Origin of the sequence: Ancylobacter radicis, from assembly GCF_018449475.1 — a bacterium.
GTDB classification, from domain to species: domain Bacteria; phylum Pseudomonadota; class Alphaproteobacteria; order Rhizobiales; family Xanthobacteraceae; genus Ancylobacter; species Ancylobacter radicis.
The window spans coordinates 58,960-79,045 of record NZ_JAHCQH010000016.1; the positions used below are offsets into that span (position 1 = coordinate 58,960).

Genomic DNA, 20,086 nt, shown 5'->3' on the forward strand with positions numbered 1-20,086 from the left:
AACCCACAGCCGTCGACGCCAGCAGCGTCCGCCGGAAACCAGTCATGTACATCCACCCCTGCCCACCGCCTTTCCGGCGGTTGAGTTATCTTCGGGCCGGTATCGCCAGCCCGTTTTCACCCGACTTGATCCCTCATGCGCAGGCCGATTGCCCGCAACAGGCGTCGCGCATGAGAATTTGCTGAACATGTCCGTACATGTGCAGTAACTGCACACGGTATCATGTGATGGCGTCAGGACAAGGCGAAAGAGGGTGGCGTGGAACGCGCTCCACCTTCGGCAGCGCGGCCGGGGCCTGATGAGCGGAAGGCGCGTGAATCAGCGGGCGTCCATCGCATCCAGCTCGGCGGCGGCGGCGGCGAGGCGGGCGAGGTTTTCGGCCGTATAGGCGCGGTAGTCGAAATCGATGGTCGAGTGCATCTCGGAGACCATGCTCCAGAGCGCCTCGCGCAGCAGCGAGGCGACCAGCATCGCCTGCAATTTCAGGATCAGCTGATCATCCGGCGCCCGGCCATAATAGAGGCCGAGCATCTCCTCGCGCTGGGCGGCGTCGAAGCCGTTATTCGAGGCGAGGCCGCCGAGATCGAACAGCGGCGTGTTGAAGCCGGCATAGTCCCAGTCGATCAGCCAGAGCCGGGCGCCGTCGTCGATGAAATTGGCCGGCAACAGGTCGTTATGGCCGAACACGATCTCGCTCGGCCCGACCAGCGCCTCCACCCGCGCGGCCAGCGCCGCATAGGCGGGCAGGTCGTGCTTCAGGCGGTGGTCGCCGTCGCGCAGGGCGTGGAGATAGGAGCGCAGCACATGGAAGGTCCAGAAGGCCAGCGCCGGCCCGCGCAGCTGGCGGGTGACCTCGACATGGGCGCGGCGCACCAGTTCGACCACCCGCGGCAGGTTCGCCCGCACATCGGCCTCGCCATAGGTCCGGCCCTCGATGAAGTCGATGACCAGCAGCCCCGGCTCGGCATGGCGCAGGCGAGGGGAGATGCCCGCCGCTTCCGCCGCGCGGGCAGCAGTGAGCTCGTTGAAGCGCATGACGTTATGGCGGGGAATGTCGTCGCCGAGCCGCACGACATATTTCGCCCCCTCATCCTCCACCACGAAATTGGTGTTGGTGATGCCCCCGCCGAGCGGGCACGGCTCGACGCGGGAGCGCCAGATCGGCAAGGCGCGGATGCGGTCGACGGCGTCGGTCATGGGCGTGCTGTCCGGTGGGCGAGAGAGGTTGCGTGCTGCCGGCCGGCGAGGCAATCCGCGTGCCGCGCCTTAGCCGCCCTGCCGCCGTCATGGCCGGGCTTGGCCCGGCCATCCACGACTTGGGCTGTGCGCCGAGGGCAAGTCGTGGATGCCTGGCCCAAGGCCGGGCATGACGTTGTTCCCTCTCTCAGCTGAAAATGCGGGCATTCTCCGGGTCGTAGAGCGGGCCGAGATGCAGCTGGGCGGGCACGCGCGCGCCGGCGACTTCCAGCTCATAGCTGCCCGCCAGCAGGAAGGCGTCGTCGAGCCCGCCTTCCGGCCGGCGCACATAGCCATAGCCGATGGGCAGGCCGACGGTCGGCCCGAAGCCGGCCGACGCCAGCCAGCCCATGCGCACGCCGTCACGGTAGATGGTCTCGCGCCCGAGCAGGATGATGGCGGGGTCCGTCACGGTGAAGCCGGCGAGGCGCTTGGTGAGCGGCTGTGCGGCCTTGGCCTCCAGCGCCTCGCGGCCGATGAAGGGCAGGCCGGAGCCGAGCTTCACCGCCCAGCCGAGCCCGGCCTCCAGCGGGGAATGGTCCGGCCCGACATCGGAGCCCGAGGCCCAGTAGCCCTTTTCCAGCCGCAGGCTTTCCAGCGCGCGGTAGCCGATATTGGTGATGGCGAATTCCGCCCCCGCCGCCATCAGCGCCTCATAGACGCTGGCGGTGAATTCGGTCGGCATATGCAGCTCATAGCCGAGCTCGCCGGCATAGGTGAGGCGCAGCGCCCGCACCGGCGCGCCGGCGAGGCGGATCTCGCGCAGCGACGCATAGGGGAAGCCGGCATTCGACACATCGTCGCCGGAGAGCTTTTCGAGCAGCGCCCGGCTGTTCGGGCCGATCAGCGTCAGCACGCCATAGGCCGAGGTGATGTCGATGAGATGGGCATCGAGCCCCGCGGGAATGTTGCGGCGGATCCAGTCGAAATCATGCGTCGCCGCGCCGGTGCCGGCGATGAGGTAGTAGGAGGTCGGCGACAGCCGGGCGACGGTGATGTCGCATTCGATACCGCCGCGCCGGTTCAGCATGGGGGCGTAGGTCACAGTGCCCACCGGCCCCGCGACATCGGCCGCGCTGATGAGCGACAGCGCCGCCTCGGCATCGCGGCCGACAGCCAGGAACTTGGCGAAGGAGCTCTGGTCGAGAATGGCGAGCGAGGCGCGGGCGGCGCGGTTCTCGCGCGCCACGGCGTCCGCCCAGTTCGGCCGGCCATAGGTGTAAATGTCGCGCGGCGCCTCATTGGGCGCGGCGAACCAGTTCGGCCGCTCCCAGCCGAGCTTCTCGCCGAACACCGCGCCCTGCGCGGCCAGCCGGTCATAGAGCGGGGAGCGGCGCAGCGGGCGCCCGCTGGCGTGCTCCTCATGCGGCCAGGCAATGGTGTAGTGCTTGCCATAGGCCTCCAGCGTGCGGGCCCGCACCCAGCCGACATCCTGATGGTTGCGGCCGAAGCGCAGAATGTCGACGGGCGAGAGGTCATAGGGCGGGCGGCCATCGCCAGCGATCCATTCCGCCAGGGCCTTGCCGGCGCCGCCGCCCGAGGCGATGCCGAAGGCGTTGAAGCCGGCGCCGACATAGAAGCCGGTCAGCTCCGGGGCCTGGCCGAGGATGAAATTGCCGTCCGGCGTGAAGCTCTCCGGCCCGTTGATGAGTTCCTTGACGCCCGCCGTCTCCAGCGCCGGCACGCGGCCGAGCGCCAGCTCCATGATCGGCTCGAAATGATCGAAGTTCGAGGGCAGGAGCTGGAAGTTGAAGCCGTCGGGAATGCCGTCCTCGGCCCACGGAATGGGGTTCGGCTCATAGCCGCCCATGACCAGGCCGCCGACTTCCTCCTTGTAATAGGTCAGCCGGTCGGGATCGCGCAGGGTCGGCAGGTCCGGCGTCACGCCCTCGATCCGCTCGGTCACCATATACTGGTGCTGCACCGAGACGAGGGGGACATTAACGCCGGCCATGGCGCCGACCTCGCGCGCCCATTGCCCGGCGCAGTTCACCACGATCTCGCAGGCGATGTCGCCGCGGTCGGTGCGCACTTTGGTGACGCGGCCCTTCTCCACGGTGAGGCCGGTGACGCGCGTGTCCTCGCAGATGGTGACGCCGTTCATCCGCGCGCCCTTGGCGAGCGAGGCGGTGATGTCGGAGGGATTGGCCTGCCCGTCGGTCGGCAGGAAGGCGGCGCCGACAACATCCGACACATCCATCAGCGGCCAGAGCTTCTGCGCCTCGATCGGGGTGAGCAGGTGCATCTCCAGCCCGAAGGAGCGGGCGGTGGTGGCCTGGCGCTTCACCTCGGTCCAGCGTTCGGCATTGCAGGCGAGGCGCAGGCCGCCATTCATCTTCCAGCCGGTGGCAAGGCCGGTCTCGGCCTCCAGCGTGCGGTAAAGCTTCACGCTCTCGCCTAGCAGCTGGGTGATGCCGGCATTGGAGCGCAGTTGCCCGACTAGGCCGGCGGCGTGGAAGGTAGAGCCGGAGGTCAGCTTGTGCTTCTCGACCAGCACCGTGTTGCGATAGCCGAGCTTGCCGAGGTGATAGGCGGTGGAGGCGCCGATAATGCCGCCGCCGATGATGACGATGCGGGCCTGCGTCGGGAAGGCGGCCATCCGGTATTCCTCACGAGAAAGGGCTGTTGTCAGGAGCGTCTGTCGCGAGTCCGTGTCATGTCAACGAAAATCCACATGAAGCCGCATATAATGTGGCTATGCGTGCTGATCGGCCGGAGTGACGATGGCGACGCCGGCCTCCAGGCATTGTGCGGCGAAGGCCTCGGGCGGGGCGCTGTCGGTCAGGACCGCATCGACCGCCGCCAGCGGGCAGACGGTGACGGAGGCCTCGCGGCCGAACTTGCTGTGATCGGCGATGACCCAGGTTTCCTCCGCCTGCGCCATGGCGGCGCGGGAAAACTCCGCCTCGAACAGATGAAAGTCGGCCAATTCGCCGGCCCGCGTGATCGCCCCGACCGAGAGCAGCGCGTAGCGCAGCTTGAACTGGCTGATGAAGGCGATGGCGGACGCGCCGAAGGCCGCCGCGTCCTCCCCGCCCAGTTCCCCGCCGGCCATGAAGACCCGGTTGCCGTTGCGCGAGGCGAGGCGATAGGCGATGTGCGCGGAATGGGTGACGATGGTGAGCCGCGAGCGGGCGGCAAGCGCGTCGGCGACATAGGCGGTGGTCGTGCCATTGTCGAGGAACAGGCTGTCGCCATCCTCGACGCGGTCCTTCACCAGTTGCGCGATCCTGAGTTTGGCCTCCCGGTTCACCTGCATGCGGCGCTGGAACGGAGGTTCCTCGGCACGCTCCGGCAGCATGACGCCGCCATGGAACCGCAGCAGCGTGCCCTCCTCGATCAGCGGCTGGAGGTGGCGGCGGATGGTCTCGGTCGACACGCCAAGCCGCAGCGCGAGTTCCGTGACGGAGCAGCTGCCGCTGGCGCGCACGGCCTGAAGAAGATCGCTTCGCCGCCTGGACATTGAGCCTCCGTCGCACGGCCCCGATTTGGGGCGGTCAATTCCACACAATCCCACATCCTTAGCAAGGATCGGCGGATCCTTGTGGGGCTCGGAGCGAAAAGTGAGGCCGGCTAAAGGCCTTCCCAGCCGGATCGTTGCCGGGTCGCTTCATGGCGAGAAAAAGCGTTTCTCTTGGAGAAATTTTGTTGACAGCCTCAAAGGGCGATGCAAGCATCTTGACGGTGAGTTTGCGGTGCCGCGTGGCTAGTTGCGGCAACGGGGTCTCACTTTTCCAGTGAAAATGCCATCCATCGCGCTGCAGGCCTCGGTGAACGAAGGTTTCCTCAGATATGACCGCTGCATTCCCTCGCAATTCCATTCTGAACGAGCGGCATGTCCAGCTCGGAACCAAGTTCGAATCCGCGTGGAACGGGATGCCGCTTCCGCAATTCTATGCGACCGACCCTTATGAGGAAGTCGCCACCATCCGCTCCAAGGCGGGGCTGATCGACGTCTCCTCGCTCAACCTCGTCAATGTCACCGGCCCGGACGCGGTGGCGCTGCTCAACGCGGTGCTGACCTCCGATATCGCCAAGATGAAGCCGGGCCAGTCGGCCATCAGCAACATCGTCGACGAAGACGGCTGTCTGATCGACGACGTGCTGGTCTATTGCAACGGCCCGGCCGATTTCCGGCTCTCGCATGGCTCGGGCAAGCTGGAGGAGGTGCTGGCGGAGTTCAGCGCCGGGCGCGATGTCACGGTCGCCAATGATGGCGACACGCATGTGCTGTCCCTTCAGGGCCCGCTGGCGCTGGAGATCCTCAAGCCCCATGCCTCGATCGACCTCACCACGCTCAAATATTTCGAGCACGCCCCGGCAACGCTGTTCGGTCGGGAGGTCACGCTGGCGCGCGGCGGCTATTCGGCCGAGCGCGGCTATGAGGTGTTCAGCACGGCGGCCGACACCGTGTTCATCTGGGATTCGATCCTCGCGGCCGGCAAGCCCTATGGCGCCATGCCGGTGTCCTGGCAGAGCCTCGACATCGTCCGCGTCGAGGGCGCGCTGCTGTTCTTCCCTTATGACATGCCGAAGGGCGACGAGACCCCCTGGGAGGTCGGCGCGGACTGGACGGTGGATCTCGACAAGCCGTCCTTTCGCGGCAAGGAGGCGCTGATCCGCCGCAAGAGCGAGGCGCGCGTCGTCCAGCGCGGCATGGAGATCGACCATCACGAGCAGATCGAGCCCGGCGCCAAGCTGGTCAAGGACGGCGTGGAGGTCGGCTCGCTCAACTCGTCGATCTACAGCCGGCACCTGATGCGCTCCATCGCGCTGGTGCATGTGGTGCCGGAACTGGGCGCCTTCGGCACGGAGTTCGAGGTGGTCGGCCCGCAGGGCACGTTTATCGGTCGGTTGGTCAAGACGCCGTTCTACGACCCGCTGCGGCTGAGGACGCACCCGCTCGAGGAGCGGGGCTGAAATCCCTCGTTGTCATCCCGGACGGCCAAAGACCGATCCAGGATCGTCGGCAGGAGGGGCGCGTGGGTCCCCCAGAACACTCCCCCAGAACACCGTCATGCCCGGGCTTGTCCCGGGCATCCACGTCTTGGGCTGGGTGCGGCGGAAGGAAGTCATGGATGGCCGGGCCACGCCCGGCCATGACGGTGCGCGGGTGGGGAGGGGCGTCATACGATCCCGGCTCTGCGCTGCGCTTTGGCCGGGATGACGCAATAGGATGTGACGAGGCCGGAGTGCTCTCGCTCCGGCCTTGTCGTTTCAGTCTCTTCGCGCCCGCCTACGCCCGCACGCGGCTTTTGGCCGGGTCGTAATGCGGGAAGGGGACGATGCTGGCCGTGATGCGCTTGGCGTGGCCGTCGAGCTTGCCGATCTCGATACTGCCGCCCGCCTCCGCCAGGCTCACATCAAGCCGGGCCAGCGCGATGATGTGCCCGAGCGTCGGGGAGCGGGTGGCGCTGGTGATGACGCCGATCTGCGCGCGGCCGTTATAGATCGGGTCGCCATGGCCGACCGGCTCGTTGCTCTCGAAGGCGAGGCCGACCAGCTTTCGTGACGGGTGGGCGCGCCGGCGGGCGAGGGCCTCCTTGCCGATGAAATCATCCTGCTTGGATTCCGGCACGGTGAAGCCGATGCCGGCCTCGAACGGGTCGGTCTGGTCGCAGAATTCATAGCCGGCGAAAGCCAGCCCCGCCTCGATCCGGACCATGTCGAGCGCCAGCAGGCCGAGCGGTTCCAGCCCGTGCGGCGCGCCGGCCTCCATGAGGGCGTCCCACAGTTCCACGCCGCGGCTGGGATGGCACCAGATCTCGAAGCCGAGTTCGCCGGTATAGCCGGTGCGCGAGACCATGACGGGAATGTCCGCCCCGGTCTTGGTGGTGACCTTGCCGATTGTGAAGCGGAACCATTTCAGCTCATCGGCGCTCGGCTGGTGCGCCGGCGTGGTGAGGATGTCGCGCAGGATGTCGCGCGATTTCGGGCCTTGCAGCGCGAGATTGTGCAACTGGTCGGTGGAGGATTTCACATGGACGTTGAAGCCATGCTCCGCCGCCAGTTCGCGCAGCCACACGCCGCAATAATCATCGCCGCAGACCAGGCGGAAATTATTCTCGGCGAGGCGGAATACCGTGCCGTCGTCGAGCATGCCGCCATGCTCGTAGCACAGCGCGGTGTAGACCACCTGGCCGACCGCGAGCTTGCGGATGTCGCGGGTGACGGCGAGCTGCACCAGCCTTTCCGCGTCCGGCCCGAGGATCTCGAACTTGCGCAGCGCCGAGAGGTCCATCACCACCGCGCGCTCGCGGCAGGCCCAATATTCGGCGATCGGCCCGGCCGAGGAGAAGCAGTCCGGCAGCCAGAAGCCGCGATAATCGACGAGTTTGCGGGTGAGTGCCGAGGTGCGGGCATGGAAGCCGGTCTCGCGCGTCAGCCGCGGGGCGGAATCGGGCGTCATGCGGTGGGCGATCCCTCTGGAGAAGCTGTTGGCGCCGTCATAGACGCGCACATGGATGTCGGTCGGGTGCCAGGCATTGGAGGCGTCGATATCGTCCGCGCAGGAGGAGGAGGCGCAGACGAGATCGGTGAGCGCGCGCAGCAGCACATAGTCGCCGGGGCGTGACCAGGGTTCGTCCATGCCGATGCGGTCGCCCGGCGAGACGAAGGTGTTGTAGAAGAAATTCACCGCCGGCCAGCCCATTTTCGGGGCGATGCCATAGGGCTCCAGCGCGCGGTTGAAATTGTCCGTGCAGTTGTCGTGGCCGGGATAGCCCATGTCGTCGTAATATTTGGCGTTGCAGGCCAGCATGAAGGTGTCGTGCCGACCGACCGTGTCGCGGATCACCTCGACCAGAGCGGTCTGGTCTTCGTCGAAATATTTCGAGTGCAGGCCGGGGCCTGGGCTGGCCGAGCCCATCAGCGTGCGGGTGGTGGTGGGGTCCAGCCCCTTCTCGCGGCCTGACCTGAGCTTGGCGGCGTCAAAAGCGAGGAAGTCCGAGCATTGCTGCCCGTCCACGTCGATGATCTGGATGTAGTCGCCCGCCTTCACCTCATAGGCGCTGGCCGAGGCGGCGCGGATGCGCAGATCGAGCTTGGGCTCAGTGAGCGGCGGCGGCACCGTGCCGCTGGAAGGCGCGGCGGGCTCGATCTCGACGATCAGATCGGTCGGCGCGTCCTGCGCGCCCGGGTCCATCGGCCCGCCGGGCGCCAGCAATACGCAGCGCAGGGGCGTGGTGGCCGTGAAATGGAGGTGGGCGCCGGGCGCCGTGCCCTCCGTGAACAGCACGAGGCCGGGGCCGTCCGTGCCGAGAAAGGCGCGGGCCGGCTCCGGCAGAGCATCGCCGGGGGCGGAGGCCAGACCTTTCAGTTCTTCCGGCAGGTCGCATGATGTGCCGGCGCCGGTGGGTGCGAGGAACAGGAGGCCGGGCTGGCCGCCTTCCGGGTCCAGGATATGGGCGCGGTCACCCGGCTTCAGTTCGAAGCTTATGAGGCCGCCGCCCGGCGCGACATGGCGCTGGCGCGCCGGGTTGAGGCGCCGCACGCCGTCCTTGCCGATGGCGGGCGCGAACGGAAGGTTCATGGCGTCGTTCCTCTGTCCGTTCCTCGGGCGACGGTTCGCCTACTCGGCCGCCACCGCCGCCGGGTTGATGAAGGCCTCGAAGGAATCGTCGAGCGCCTCCAGCCATTTGGTGTGGTGCGGCGGCGCCTGGTTGCCGGTCATGATCGAAGTGTAGGAATTATCGCGGTAGCCCATGATATCGCGCTCCTTGTCGTGCTCCCACACCTTGAACAGCGCGGCGACGGCATCGAGGTCGAACATCGGGTAGTCGGTCGCCGGGATCAGTTCCTTCATGTAGTCGGTCTGGAAGTCGATGGCGTCGAAGGCGGTTTCGATCGTACCTTCCTTCTCCAGCCAGCGGGCGATGTCGGCGCTGATCGCCTCGGCCGGGGGGAGGGCGATACGGCCGAGGATGATGTCGCGCACGTACCAGGCCTGCGCGTCGAACATGTTGAAGGTGTAGTACTGGTCCTGCATGCCCAGATAGAACAGCTTGGGGTTCTTCTCCCACATCACGCCCTTGTAGAGATCGGGCGGGTTCATGCGGTTGGCGCTCTTGAGGCGCATGTCGTCCGGCAGGAACGGGTAGTGGTGGAGATAGCCGGTGCACAGGATGACCGCGTCCACCTCCGCCGTGGTGCCGTCGATGAAATGCGCCACGCGCCCGTCGAGCTTCTCCAGCAGCGGCTTCTCGGTGAAGCAGCTCGGCCATTTGAAATTGGAGCGGCGGGTGCGGTAGCTGAAGGTGATCGACCTGGCGCCGTATTTGTAGCACTGGCTGGCGATGTCTTCCGCCGAATAGGACGAGCCGACGATCAGCAGGTCCTTGCCGACGAATTCGTCGGCGGCGCGGAAATCATGAGCGTGCATGACGCGGCCGGGGAACATGTCGATGCCGGGGAAATAGGGCACGTTCGGCGTCGAAAAATGGCCTGAGGCGACGATGACGTAGTCGAACGCCTCGGAATAGAGGTGGTCTTTGACGAGGTCCTTCACCGTCAGGGTAAATTTGCCGGTCTCGTCGGAGTAGTCGACCCAGCGCACCGGTGAATTGAAGCGCACGCTCGGCTTGAGCCCGGCCTTCTCGACGCGGCCCATGATGTAGTCATGCAGCACGGCGCGGGGCGGATAGGACGGGATGGGGCGGCCGAAATGCTCCTCGAAGGTGTAATCGGAGAACTCCAGGCACTCCTTTGGGCCGTTCGACCAGAGATAGCGATACATGGAGCCATGGACCGGCTCGCCATATTGGTCGAGGCCGGTGCGCCAGGTGTAGTTCCAGATGCCACCCCAGTCGGACTGCTTCTCGAAGCAGACGAATTCCGGGATCTCCGCGCCCTTCTTCTGCGCGGACTGGAAGGCTCGAAGCATGGCCATGCCCGAGGGGCCGGCACCGATGATGGCGACGCGGATGCTCATGTGCGTGTTCCCGTGGTCCTGGTGGACAATCGTCTGGAGGCCGCCGGTTCGCCCATCCTTCACGGGATGGAGCGTTGGTCCGATCTTTGATCAAAGCCTCGCCGATATTTCTTGTTTGTCAAGTAAGTTTCCTGCAAAGAATTTGACAGGTGGCCCGCCGCCCGCTTCATCAGCGCGCCTAAACAATGAGCAGGGCGGCTTCTTGACGGTTCTAGTTTCCTGAGAAACACTTCAGTTTATCGCAGGGAAACTTTCGAGGGCTCCGCCGGGGCCATTCCTCCGCGAGCATGCTTCGTGCCAAACGGCCCCAGAGACCGCTCCCATGCTCATTTCGAACATCAAGAGCCGGCCCGTCTATGAGCGCCTCCGGCTGGACGGCGCCGGGCGGCGCCATCTCGTCGTCTCCGACGCGCCGCGCGATCTGCCGGAGGTGATCGACGGCGTGGAAAGCGCCGGGGGGCTGCTCGGCTACTGGATGGTGGCGTCGACCGCCACGGTGGATGGCCAGCCGCAGACGGCAAGCGCCGGCGGCAATGCCGGTGAGGTCGAGACGCGGGCCTTCCGCGCCGTGTCGCACCTGATGGACCGGCTCACGCACCGGCTGGCGCAGGAAAGCGTCGGCTTCCGGCTCTACGCCATTGGCGAGGAAGGCTTCATCTGGGAGATCGCGCGTCTGGCGCGGGAGGCGGGTCTGGAGAGCTATGAATGCCAGACCGCCCACGCCGGCTCGATGCGGCGCAAGGTGTTCTGCGTTCACTGCAAGACCATCACCTCCGGCGTCACCACCAGCCTCGTCGCTTGCGATGGCTGCGGCGCACATCTGGTGGTCCGCGACCATTTCTCCCGCACGCATGCCGCCTTCATGGGCGTGCTGGCCGATGCCGAGGCGCCGGGCGACCTGCCGCCGGTCGAGGAGCTTTTTCCATGATGGGTCAGACCCTGAAGCTGCGCGTCGCCTCGGCGGTGACGCTCGCCCCGACGCTCAAGGCCTTCCGCTTTGTGCCGGCCGAGGGTGGTCTGGTGCCAGCCTCCGGGCCCGGCGCGCATCTGCGCCTGTTCCTGCGCGATGGGGACAAGGTGCACAGGAACGCCTATTCGCTGATCGCCAACCCGGATGACCGCAGCCATCTCTCCATCATCGTGCGCCGGGTCGCGGCCTCGAAGGGTGGTTCGGCCTTCCTGCATGAGCAGGTGAGGGAGGGCGATGTGATCGAGGCCGGGCTGCCGGCGAACCTGTTTCCCGTCATCCGCACCGCCCGCCGGCATTTCATGGTGAGCGGCGGCATCGGCCTCACGCCCTTCCTCGCCTATATCGCCGCCTTCGAGGCGGGCGGAACGCCCTGGGAACTGCACCATTTCTGCCGACCGGACGAGCGCGGCGTGTTCGAGGCGCTGCTCGATCCCTATGCCGGCACGCGTGTCCACATCCATAGCGGCGGCACGCTCGACGTGCTCGACGGCCCGCTCAGTCACCAGCCGCTCGGCACGCATGTCTACACCTGCGGGCCGGACGCGTTGATGACCGGTGCGCTGGAGCGGGCGGCGGAGCTTGGCTGGCCCAAGGCACGGCTGCATTCGGAATCCTTTGGCGGCGCGGTGGCGGGGGGCGCGCCCTTCATCGCCGTGCTGCGCCGTTCCGGCATCGAGGTCGCGGTGGATGCCGAGACCGGGCTGCTGGATGCCATCGAGGCGGCGGGCGTCGAGGCGCCGTGCCTGTGCCGCGGCGGGGCCTGCGGCCAGTGCCTGATCGAGGTGGCTGACGGCGTGCCCGAGCACCGCGACCATTTCCTCGATCACGAGGAGCGCGCCTCCAACCGCTTCATCATGACCTGCGTGTCGCGCTCGAAGACGCCGCGCATCGTTCTCGATCTCTGACCGGAGCCGCGCCATGACCATCCAGTTCAAGCCGGACGAGACCTTCCGCGAGGATTTCACCTATTCGAACTCCGACGCGGCGGTGCTGCGCTTCCCGTTTCCCTTCCCCGAAGACGTCTACATGTACTCGGTGAACATCGAGCCGCATGTGCCGGGCGGGCCGACCCCGGCCTTCGACAACCCGTTCGATGTCGACGAGCACTATGTCGCCGAATGCCGCGAGCGGGCGAAGGTGCTGGAACAGGATCCCAGCCGCTGCAAGGTGCTGCCGCACATGATGGCGGCGCAGTGGGACACGCTGGAACTGATCATGGAGAGCTTCGCCGCCTCCTATCCCGCGCATTTCACGCTGACCCGCGAGGGCACGAACTGGACCTGGGAGAACCGCCCGCTCGGCATCCGCGACAGCTTCGTCTTCGGCGATGCCTCGACGTTGCCGCTGCCGCCCTTCGAGTACATCACCCGGCAGGCGCAGGGCGACTTCACCCTGCAGGACCAGCGCGAGGACAATCTGTTCGTCGATGGCGGCATGGTGACGACGCAGGCCGACTGGTCGATGGACTTCAATGTCGGCATGACCTTCCACCAATGGCACGGCCCGGTGCCGCTGGCCCATGAGAAGGGCGTGTTCGACCGGGCGCTGAAATTCCTGCTGCGGCTTCAGTTCGGGGCGCCGGTGCGGCGGCTCAACTGGACCATGACGGTCAATCCGCGGCTCGACACCAGCCCGGAGAACTACCCGCAATGGGGCCCGGACCGCACCACGCTGACGGCGGACAATATCGGCGCCAAGCTGCATCTGCGGGTGGAACTGCAGTCGCTGTTCCGCCTGCCGCGCTCCAACGCCATTCTTTTCGGCATACGCTGCTATCTGTGCAGCATAGAGGATCTGGCGCGCGTGGAGGTGTGGGGCAAGCGCCTGCATCGCGTGCTGCGCGACCTGCATCCCGACATTGCCGATTACAAGGGTACGACCCGTTATCGCGATCTGGCGGTGGCCTATCTCGCCGCGTTTGACGATGGCGCCGCCTTGCCGAGCGGCACGGCGCCCCGGCAGGCCACCTTGCCGCCCAAGGGTTGATCGTTGATGCGTATGCCCCTGCGTAGCCTGACCCGCCCTCCGGCCCTTCCTGCCGAGGGGGAGGCCGTCGCGCCGGCCACGGCGCCCGAGCCGGCGCTGGTGCCGGCGCCCGCTGCACCTTCCAGCGAACCCCGCGTGGCTAGCCTCACCGTCGAGCAGGCGATCGGCGCGCAGATCCGTCAGCACCGCAAGCGGCTCGACATCACCAGCGCGGAGCTGGCGGCCACGGCGAGGATTTCGCCGGGCATGATCTCGAAGATCGAGAACGGGCAGATCTCCTCCTCGCTCTCCACGCTCACCGCCATCGCCAGCGCCCTGAACGTGCCGATCGCCTCGCTGTTCGCCGGCTATGACGACCGGCGGGACTGTTCCTTCGTCAAGGCGGGGCAGGGTGCGGCCACCGAACGCCGGGGCACCAAGGCCGGGCATATCTATGAATTGCTGGCGCAGTCGCTGGGCACCGACGTGGCGATGGAGCCGTTCCTGATCACGCTGCCGGAGGGGGCCGCACCCTACTCGGCGTTTCGCCACAGCGGGGTGGAGATGATCTACATGCTCTCCGGCTCGGTCGGCTACCGCCACGCCGACAAGCTCTATCATTTGGAGCCCGGCGACACGCTCTACTTCGACGCCTCGGTGCAGCACGGGCCGGAGGAGCTTTACGCCCTGCCCATGAGCTACCTGTCGATCATTGTCTACCCGAAGGAGTGAGCGCCCCCGCGCCCTTTCCCCGGCTGTCGCACCCGCCGCCATATGGCCTGCAATTTGCCTCTCAAGAAAGAGATGTTCCTCAAGGGACACTTAAGACGACGCGTTGCCTTCAAAAACCAATCCGAGGGAATAAACACGATGCGCGTTCACCGTCTCTCCCAGGCCGCCGCCCTGTGCGGCATGATCGCCGGCCTCGCCATGACGCCCATGGCTGCTGGCGCCCAGGAATCCAAGGATCCCATCATCATTGCCCTGCATGACTGGACCGGGCAGCACATCACCTCGCATATCGCCGGCGATCTGTTGAAGGCCAAGGGCTACAAGGTCGAATACGTCACCATCGACTATCTCACCGGCCTCACCGCCATGGAGAATGGCGACGTCACCGTGATGACCGAGTTGTGGGCGACCACGGCCGGCGACGCCATGAAGGCCTCCGACGCCACCGGCAAGACCGAGAAGCTCGGCGCGCTCGGCCCGGCGGCCAAGGAAGAGTGGTGGTACCCGCTCTACATGAAGGAAAAGTGCCCCGGCCTGCCGGACTGGAAGGCACTGCTGAAGTGCGGCGAAGCCTTCTCCGCGCCGGAGACCGCGCCCAAGGGCCGCTATCTCGGCATGGAAGCGACCTGGGGTGGGCATGATCCCGAGCGCATCGAGGCGCTGGGCCTGCCTTTCGTGGCGGTCGATGCCGGCACCGAATCCGCCATGTTCGCGGAACTGAAGTCAGCTTACGAGCGCAAGGCGCCGATCATGCTGTGGGTCTACTCGCCGCATTGGGTGCCCTCGGTCTTCGAAGGCGAGTGGGTGCAGTTCCCCGAATATGACGCCGCCTGCTACACCGACCCGAAATGGGGCATCAACCCCGACAAGGCGTTTGACTGCGGCAAGCCCTATGGCGACATCTTCAAATACACCTCCGCCGAGACCAAGAAGAAGTGGCCCGGTGCCTATGAGGTGCTGAAGAAGCTCAAGATCGACGGCGGCGAGCTGAACCTGATGGTCAAGGAAGTCGACGTCGACGGCAAGAAGCTCGACGAGGTCGTCGCGGCCTATGTCGCCAAGCACAAGGGCGAGTACTGAGCCCGGTGCCGGGCCGGCGCCGGGCGTCGGTCCCCTGCGCGATCCGATGCCGCCGCACGCGCGGCGGCATCCCTCCTTGCCGTCCTGACAGATAAAGGGCCCTGCCATGGCCATGGTCACGCTCGCGCCGACGCCAGACTCCTCGCCCGGCAAGACACGGCTTTCCGCCGACGCGCCGCCCGCTCTTGTCTGCCGCAATCTGTGGAAGGTCTACGGCGCCAATGCCGAGACGTTCCTGCGCGAAAACCCTGAAGCAACGCCCGCCGAGATCCGCGCGGCCGGCCTGTTCGCCGCCGTGCGCGACGCGACGTTGGAGATCCGTCAGGGCGAGATCTTCATCATCATGGGGCTGTCGGGCTCCGGCAAGTCGACCCTCGTGCGCTGCCTCTCGCGCCTTGTCGAGCCGACGGCGGGTCTCGTCTTCTACGAGCACCAGAACCTGCTGCGGATGACGCCGGACGAGCTGATCCAGCTGCGCCGGCACAAGATGGGCATGGTGTTCCAGAACTTCGCCCTGCTGCCGCATCGCACCGTGCTCGGCAATGTCGCCTTTCCGCTGGAAGTGCAGGGCCTGCCGAAGGAGGAGCGCGAGGAACGCGCCCGCAAGGTGATCGACCTCGTCGGCCTCACGGAGCGCGCCGGCCATTATCCTCGCGAACTTTCTGGCGGGCAGCAGCAGCGCGTCGGCATCGCCCGCTCGCTCGCCGCCGAGCCGGCGCTGTGGTTCCTCGACGAGCCGTTCTCGGCGCTCGATCCGCTGATCCGCCACGAGATGCAGAACGAGTTCCTGCGCTTGCAGCGCATGCTGTCGAAGACCATCGTCTTCATCACCCATGATTTTGACGAGGCGATCCGCCTCGGCGACCGCATCGCCATCATGAAGGACGGCGTCATCATCCAGGTCGGCACCGCCGAGGAACTGGTGTTGAAGCCGGCCTCCGACTATGTCGCCGCTTTCACCCGCCATGTCGCCCGCGCCAAGGTGCTGACGGCGGGCGGGGTCTGCGTCCCGGTCATCCCGGGCGAGCCGCTCGGGCCGATCGTGCCGGCCAGCGCGCGGCTCGCCGAGGTGGCCGCCGCCGTTCTCTCGGCCGATGCGCCGGCCGCCGTGGTCGATGCCAACGGCGCGTTGCTGGGCAAGCTTGTGAAGGCGAGCCTCATCGCCGATCTCGTCGGGGGCGGCCAATGAGCGATGTGGCGCTGCAACAGGGCCGCCTGCATCTGCGGCTTCCCGCCGGCTGGATCGTTGCCGTTCTCGTCGCCCTCGCCGTTCTGGTGCCCTATGCCGCGCCGCAGACCTTCGCCTGGGCCAAGGCCTATCCGGCGACGTGGATCGTGCCGGTGAGCGACTGGCTGAAAGCCTTCCTCTACTGGCTCGCGCGCGACCTCACCTTCGGCCTGTTTACCTTCAAGGAGATGACGCGCTTCATCTCCAGCCTGTTCGGCTATGCGCTCGCCGTGCCGAAGGCGGTGTTCTCCACCGGGATCACCTTTGGCGACGAGGATGGCGCGTTCCACATTCCGCGCGTCTCCTGGGCCGGGCTGATCGCGGCGGTAACGGTCTGGAGCTACATGCTGGGCGGGTTGCGCCTCGCCGTGCTCGGCTTTGTCGGCTTTGCCTACATATTGGTGTTCGGCCAGTGGGACAGCGCCATGGTGACGCTGTCGCAGGTGCTGCTCGCCGTGCTCTGCGGTGTCGCTGGCGGCATCGGGCTCGGCATCCTCGCTTTTCGCGTTCCCCGGCTCGAAGGCGCGGTGGTGGCCACGCTCGATTTCATGCAGACCGTGCCGACCTTCGCCTATCTCGTGCCCCTGGTCTTCCTCGTCGGCGTCGGCCCGGTCTCCGGCATGCTGGCGACCATCCTCTACGCCATGCCGCCCATGGTGCGGGTGACCATGATGGCGCTGAAGCGGGTGCCGCCGGAGCTGGACGAACTCGCCCGCATGACCGGCTGCCAGCCGCGTCAGGTGCTGTGGAAGGTGCTGGTGCCCTCCGCCCGCGACGATCTGCTGGTCGGCGTCAATCAGGTGATCATGCTCACGCTGAACATGATCATCATCGCCGCCATGATCGGCGCCGGCGGGCTCGGCTTCGACGTGCTGAACGCGCTGCGCCAGGCCAACGGGCTGGGCAAAGGGCTGGAAGCGGGCCTCGCCGTGGTGGCGCTTGCCATCGTGCTCGACCGGATGAGCCGGGCGCTGGTCGAACTGCGCCCGGTGCATGGCGCGGCGGCGCAGCACCGCCGGCGGCTGTTCTGGGCCGGCCTTGCGGCGCTGATCGGCTTCACCCTGTTGTCCTTCGCCTTTCCGGCGCTGGAATCGCTGCCGCCGGAATGGCGGATCACGACCGGCAGCATGTGGTCGGATGTGGTGAGCTGGGTGAACATCAACCTGTTCTCGACCGCGGACGCGCTGCGTACCTTCCTGCTCATCTACATTCTCGTGCCGGTGAAGACCTTTCTGATCGGCTTTCCCTGGGTCGGCCTGCTCGCCGTGGTGGCGGGCGGCGCCTGGTCGCTCGGTGGCTGGCGCTTCGCCCTCGGCATGACCGCGCTCATCGCCTTCATCCCGGTGGCGGGGCTGTGGGAGCGGGGCATGACGACGATCTATCTGTGCTCGATCTCGGTGGTGATCGCCTCGCTGATCGGCCTGCCGCTCGGCTTCCTCGGCAGCCGTTCGGAGCGCATGCACAAATTCCTCGGCGCGATGTGCGACACGCTGCAGACGCTGCCGTCTTTCGTCTATCTGCTCCCCGTCGTCATGCTGTTCCGCATCGGCGACGTCTCGGCGCTGGTGGCGATCGTGCTCTACGCCATGGTGCCGGCGATCCGCTTCACCGACCATGGGCTGCGCCGCGTGCCGCCCAGCCTGCAGGAGGCCGGCACCATGGCGGGCTGCACCGGGATGCAGCGCCTCGCCAAGGTCGAGCTTCCCTATGCGCTGCCGGAAATCATGCTCGGGGTGAACCAGGTGATCATGATGGCGCTGTCGATGCTGGTGATCTCGTCCTTTGTCGGGACCAATGATCTGGGCAAGCAGATTCAGGTCGCCATCTCGCAGGCCGATCCGGGCAAGGGACTTTCCGCCGGTCTCGCCATCGCCTTTCTCGGCATCCTCGCCGACCGCATGATCGGCCGCTGGGTCGCCGCCCGCCGAGAGCGGATGGGCTTCTGACACCCCAAGCAGTGACGGGTTGTCGTCGGCGCGCGCTGCCTGGCTAGCCGCGACGGTCCGGTTTCAAAAGAGCCTGCTTCAGGCGTGCCGCCGCCGCGCGGCCAAGCACGATCGGCTCGGCCCTCCCCTCAAGGGCGAGCCGGACATCGTCACGCGAGCGGGTGTCGACGCTGCGGATGCGGTCGCCATTGACAAGGATCGAGCGCCCCAGCCGCAGGAAGGGCGGCGAGGGAAGCTGTTCCTCGAACTGCCCGATGCTGCGCAGGATCATCAGCGGCGGCTGATCGGCGAGGTGGACATGGCTGAAATCGCCTTCCGCCAGCACCGCCACTATGTCGCCGGGCCCGCAGCGCACGACCCTGCCGGGGGCGCGCAGCTCGATCACCTCCACGCCCTTCGGGACGGGGGCCGCGAGGCGCCGCACCCGGTCGAGCGCGGCGTCGAGACGCTCCTGCGCCACGGGCTTGAGCAGATAGTCCACCGCTTCCACCGTGAAAGCCTCGACCGCATATTCGGCATAGGCGGTGACGAAGACCACCCGTGGCGGGGCCTCCATGGCGGCCAGCAGATCGAATCCGTCGCCGCCGGCCAATTCGATATCGAGCAGGATGAGATCGGGCCGGAACCGGCCAACCAGTTCCGCCGATTGGGCCACGCTATCGGCTTCGCCGACGATGTCGACATCCGCATGGGGCGCCAGAAGACGGCGCAGTGCCCGGCGGGCCAGAGGCTCGTCGTCGACGATCAGGACGCGGAGCACGCTTCCCCCTCCAGCAGCAGCGTCGCCATTACCTGTGCGCCGCCCGGTACGCTCTCGATCTCGCGCAGGCTGAAGGAGTGACGGCCGGGGTAATGGACGTCAAGCCGGCGGCGCAGATTGGCGAGACCGAGGCCGTGGCCGGCGCGCAGGCGATGGGCGGGCTCCAGCCGGCCGGAATTGGTGATGTCAATGCGCAGCTTATCGCCTTCAAGACGCACCGCGACCGCCAGTTCCAGCACATCGGAGCGATCTCCGTGCTCGACCGCGTTCTCCGCGAGCGGCTGAAGCAGGCTGTTGGCGATCCGCCGGCCGGTGGCGCCGGGGTCGAGCTCGACGCTGATCCGCAGCCTTTCGCCGAACCGAGCCTGCTGGATGCGCAGATAGGCGGCAAGCGCGGCGACTTCCGCCTCGACCGGCACCACCGGCGTGCGGATGCCCGTGAGCACATGGCGCAGATAGTCGGTCAGGTCACGCAGCATCGCCCGCGCCGCCGCGGGATGTTCCGGCACCTCCTCGGCGATGCCGTTCAGCGCGTTGAACAGGAAATGCGGGTTGATCTGCAGGCGGAGCTGCTGGATTTCGGCGCCAAGCGCCTCCGCCTTGGCAGCCAGCGCCTCGGCTTCTGCGGCCAGCGCCGCCGCATGCGCGGTCTGACGCTGCCGGTCGGCGCGGATCCAGAAGAACAGCAGGCTCCAGCCGGTCAGCGCCACCGCGTAATGGGTAAAGGGCAGCGCGATCTCCTCCAGCGTTCCCCAGTCCGGGATGCTCCAGCCGAAGGCCTGACGCACCAGCACGGTGACGAGGACGATGACCGCGGACGCGCCGCTCGCGAGCAGCGCCATGACCGCGACGCTCCATGGTCCGAGCACCGTGCCGGGAAAGGCGCAGTCATAGAGGCGCCCGAGACCGGTGGAGAGCCCGGCGAGCAGCAGGTAAATCAGCGCGCTCATCGCCAGCGCGGCCGTGAGGTCCTGATAGGTGAGCTGGCGATTCACCAGATCGACCAGGGTGAACAGGCCCCAGCCGATGATCTGCGCCCGCGTGAACGGGGTCAGGCGGCACCATGGCTTGCCCAGCGGGCCGAACGGACGGATGAGACGGGCCGTCACAAGGGTCCTCCAGAGGCTAGGCGCGGGGGCCGTCCGGCGCAAAGGTCGGCTTGCCTGACGGGCTCGTCGATTTCTACGCCCCGTTCATCGAGTTGGTGCCGCCGTGGCGGTGCCGGGGTGCTTAGCCCATG

At 66.8% G+C, this 20,086-nt stretch carries 15 protein-coding genes; 8 read left to right on the forward strand and 7 right to left on the reverse strand.

Annotated elements, in window-relative coordinates:
• Window positions 1–318: 318 nt before the first annotated feature.
• The 3 genes from KIP89_RS11275 to KIP89_RS11285 form a co-directional block, all read right to left on the reverse strand.
• Window positions 319–1,197 carry a choline kinase family protein gene (locus KIP89_RS11275; protein WP_213755542.1) on the reverse strand — a complete coding sequence of 293 codons (879 nt, stop codon included), beginning with the start codon at window positions 1,195–1,197 and terminating at the stop codon, window positions 319–321.
• A 187-nt stretch (window positions 1,198–1,384) separates the two neighbouring features.
• Entirely contained in the window at window positions 1,385–3,835 is a 2,451-nt protein-coding gene (locus KIP89_RS11280) for a GcvT family protein (RefSeq protein WP_213755543.1), read from the reverse strand.
• A gap of 96 nt (window positions 3,836–3,931) precedes the next feature.
• A complete protein-coding gene (locus KIP89_RS11285; RefSeq protein WP_213755544.1) occupies window positions 3,932–4,699 on the reverse strand; it encodes a DeoR/GlpR family DNA-binding transcription regulator in 768 nt (255 codons plus the stop codon).
• Between the two features lie 329 nt (window positions 4,700–5,028).
• Between KIP89_RS11285 and KIP89_RS11290 the strand changes: the two genes are divergently transcribed.
• A complete protein-coding gene (locus KIP89_RS11290; RefSeq protein ID WP_213755545.1) occupies window positions 5,029–6,156 on the forward strand; it encodes an aminomethyl transferase family protein in 1,128 nt (375 codons plus the stop codon).
• A gap of 316 nt (window positions 6,157–6,472) precedes the next feature.
• Here KIP89_RS11290 and KIP89_RS11295 read toward each other — a convergent pair whose 3' ends face one another.
• Together KIP89_RS11295 and KIP89_RS11300 are read right to left on the reverse strand one after the other, a co-directional pair.
• Window positions 6,473–8,767 (reverse strand): trimethylamine N-oxide demethylase, encoded by a 2,295-nt coding sequence (locus tag KIP89_RS11295; protein WP_213755546.1) that lies wholly within the window; start codon window positions 8,765–8,767, stop codon window positions 6,473–6,475.
• 39 nt (window positions 8,768–8,806) lie between these two features.
• Window positions 8,807–10,165: a trimethylamine monooxygenase gene (locus KIP89_RS11300; protein ID WP_213755547.1), complete on the reverse strand. Its 1,359-nt coding sequence runs from the start codon at window positions 10,163–10,165 to the stop codon at window positions 8,807–8,809.
• A gap of 322 nt (window positions 10,166–10,487) precedes the next feature.
• Between KIP89_RS11300 and KIP89_RS11305 the strand changes: the two genes are divergently transcribed.
• The 7 genes from KIP89_RS11305 (at window position 10,488) to KIP89_RS11335 (ending at window position 18,086) form a co-directional block, all read left to right on the forward strand.
• Entirely contained in the window at window positions 10,488–11,093 is a 606-nt protein-coding gene (locus KIP89_RS11305; RefSeq protein WP_213755548.1) for a dimethylamine monooxygenase subunit DmmA family protein, read from the forward strand.
• On the forward strand, window positions 11,090–12,040 hold the full coding sequence (locus KIP89_RS11310) for a PDR/VanB family oxidoreductase (protein WP_213755549.1): 951 nt from the start codon (window positions 11,090–11,092) through the stop codon (window positions 12,038–12,040). The genes KIP89_RS11305 and KIP89_RS11310 overlap by 4 nt, the downstream gene beginning before the upstream one ends.
• Before the next feature lie 13 nt (window positions 12,041–12,053).
• The gene (locus KIP89_RS11315; RefSeq protein WP_213755550.1) at window positions 12,054–13,121 is read left to right on the forward strand and encodes a heme-dependent oxidative N-demethylase family protein; all 1,068 of its coding nucleotides are present in this window, start codon (window positions 12,054–12,056) and stop codon (window positions 13,119–13,121) included.
• A 135-nt stretch (window positions 13,122–13,256) separates the two neighbouring features.
• A complete protein-coding gene (locus KIP89_RS11320) occupies window positions 13,257–13,832 on the forward strand; it encodes a helix-turn-helix domain-containing protein (RefSeq protein ID WP_369807119.1) in 576 nt (191 codons plus the stop codon).
• Window positions 13,833–13,970: 138 nt separating this feature from the next.
• Entirely contained in the window at window positions 13,971–14,912 is a 942-nt protein-coding gene (locus tag KIP89_RS11325; RefSeq protein ID WP_213755551.1) for an ABC transporter substrate-binding protein, read from the forward strand.
• Window positions 14,913–15,024: 112 nt separating this feature from the next.
• The gene (locus tag KIP89_RS11330) at window positions 15,025–16,101 is read left to right on the forward strand and encodes a quaternary amine ABC transporter ATP-binding protein (protein WP_213755644.1); all 1,077 of its coding nucleotides are present in this window, start codon (window positions 15,025–15,027) and stop codon (window positions 16,099–16,101) included.
• Complete coding sequence (locus tag KIP89_RS11335) at window positions 16,098–18,086, forward strand: ABC transporter permease (RefSeq protein WP_213755552.1); 1,989 nt, start codon at window positions 16,098–16,100, stop codon at window positions 18,084–18,086. Before KIP89_RS11330 ends, KIP89_RS11335 begins: the two co-directional genes overlap by 4 nt.
• Before the next feature lie 43 nt (window positions 18,087–18,129).
• Here the strand turns inward: KIP89_RS11335 and KIP89_RS11340 are convergent, their stop codons facing one another.
• Both KIP89_RS11340 and KIP89_RS11345 read right to left on the reverse strand, forming a co-directional pair.
• Window positions 18,130–18,846 (reverse strand): LytR/AlgR family response regulator transcription factor, encoded by a 717-nt coding sequence (locus KIP89_RS11340; protein ID WP_213755553.1) that lies wholly within the window; start codon window positions 18,844–18,846, stop codon window positions 18,130–18,132.
• Window positions 18,831–19,955 carry a sensor histidine kinase gene (locus tag KIP89_RS11345; RefSeq protein WP_369807120.1) on the reverse strand — a complete coding sequence of 375 codons (1,125 nt, stop codon included), beginning with the start codon at window positions 19,953–19,955 and terminating at the stop codon, window positions 18,831–18,833. Before KIP89_RS11345 ends, KIP89_RS11340 begins: the two co-directional genes overlap by 16 nt.
• Between the last annotated feature and the right edge of the window lie 131 nt (window positions 19,956–20,086).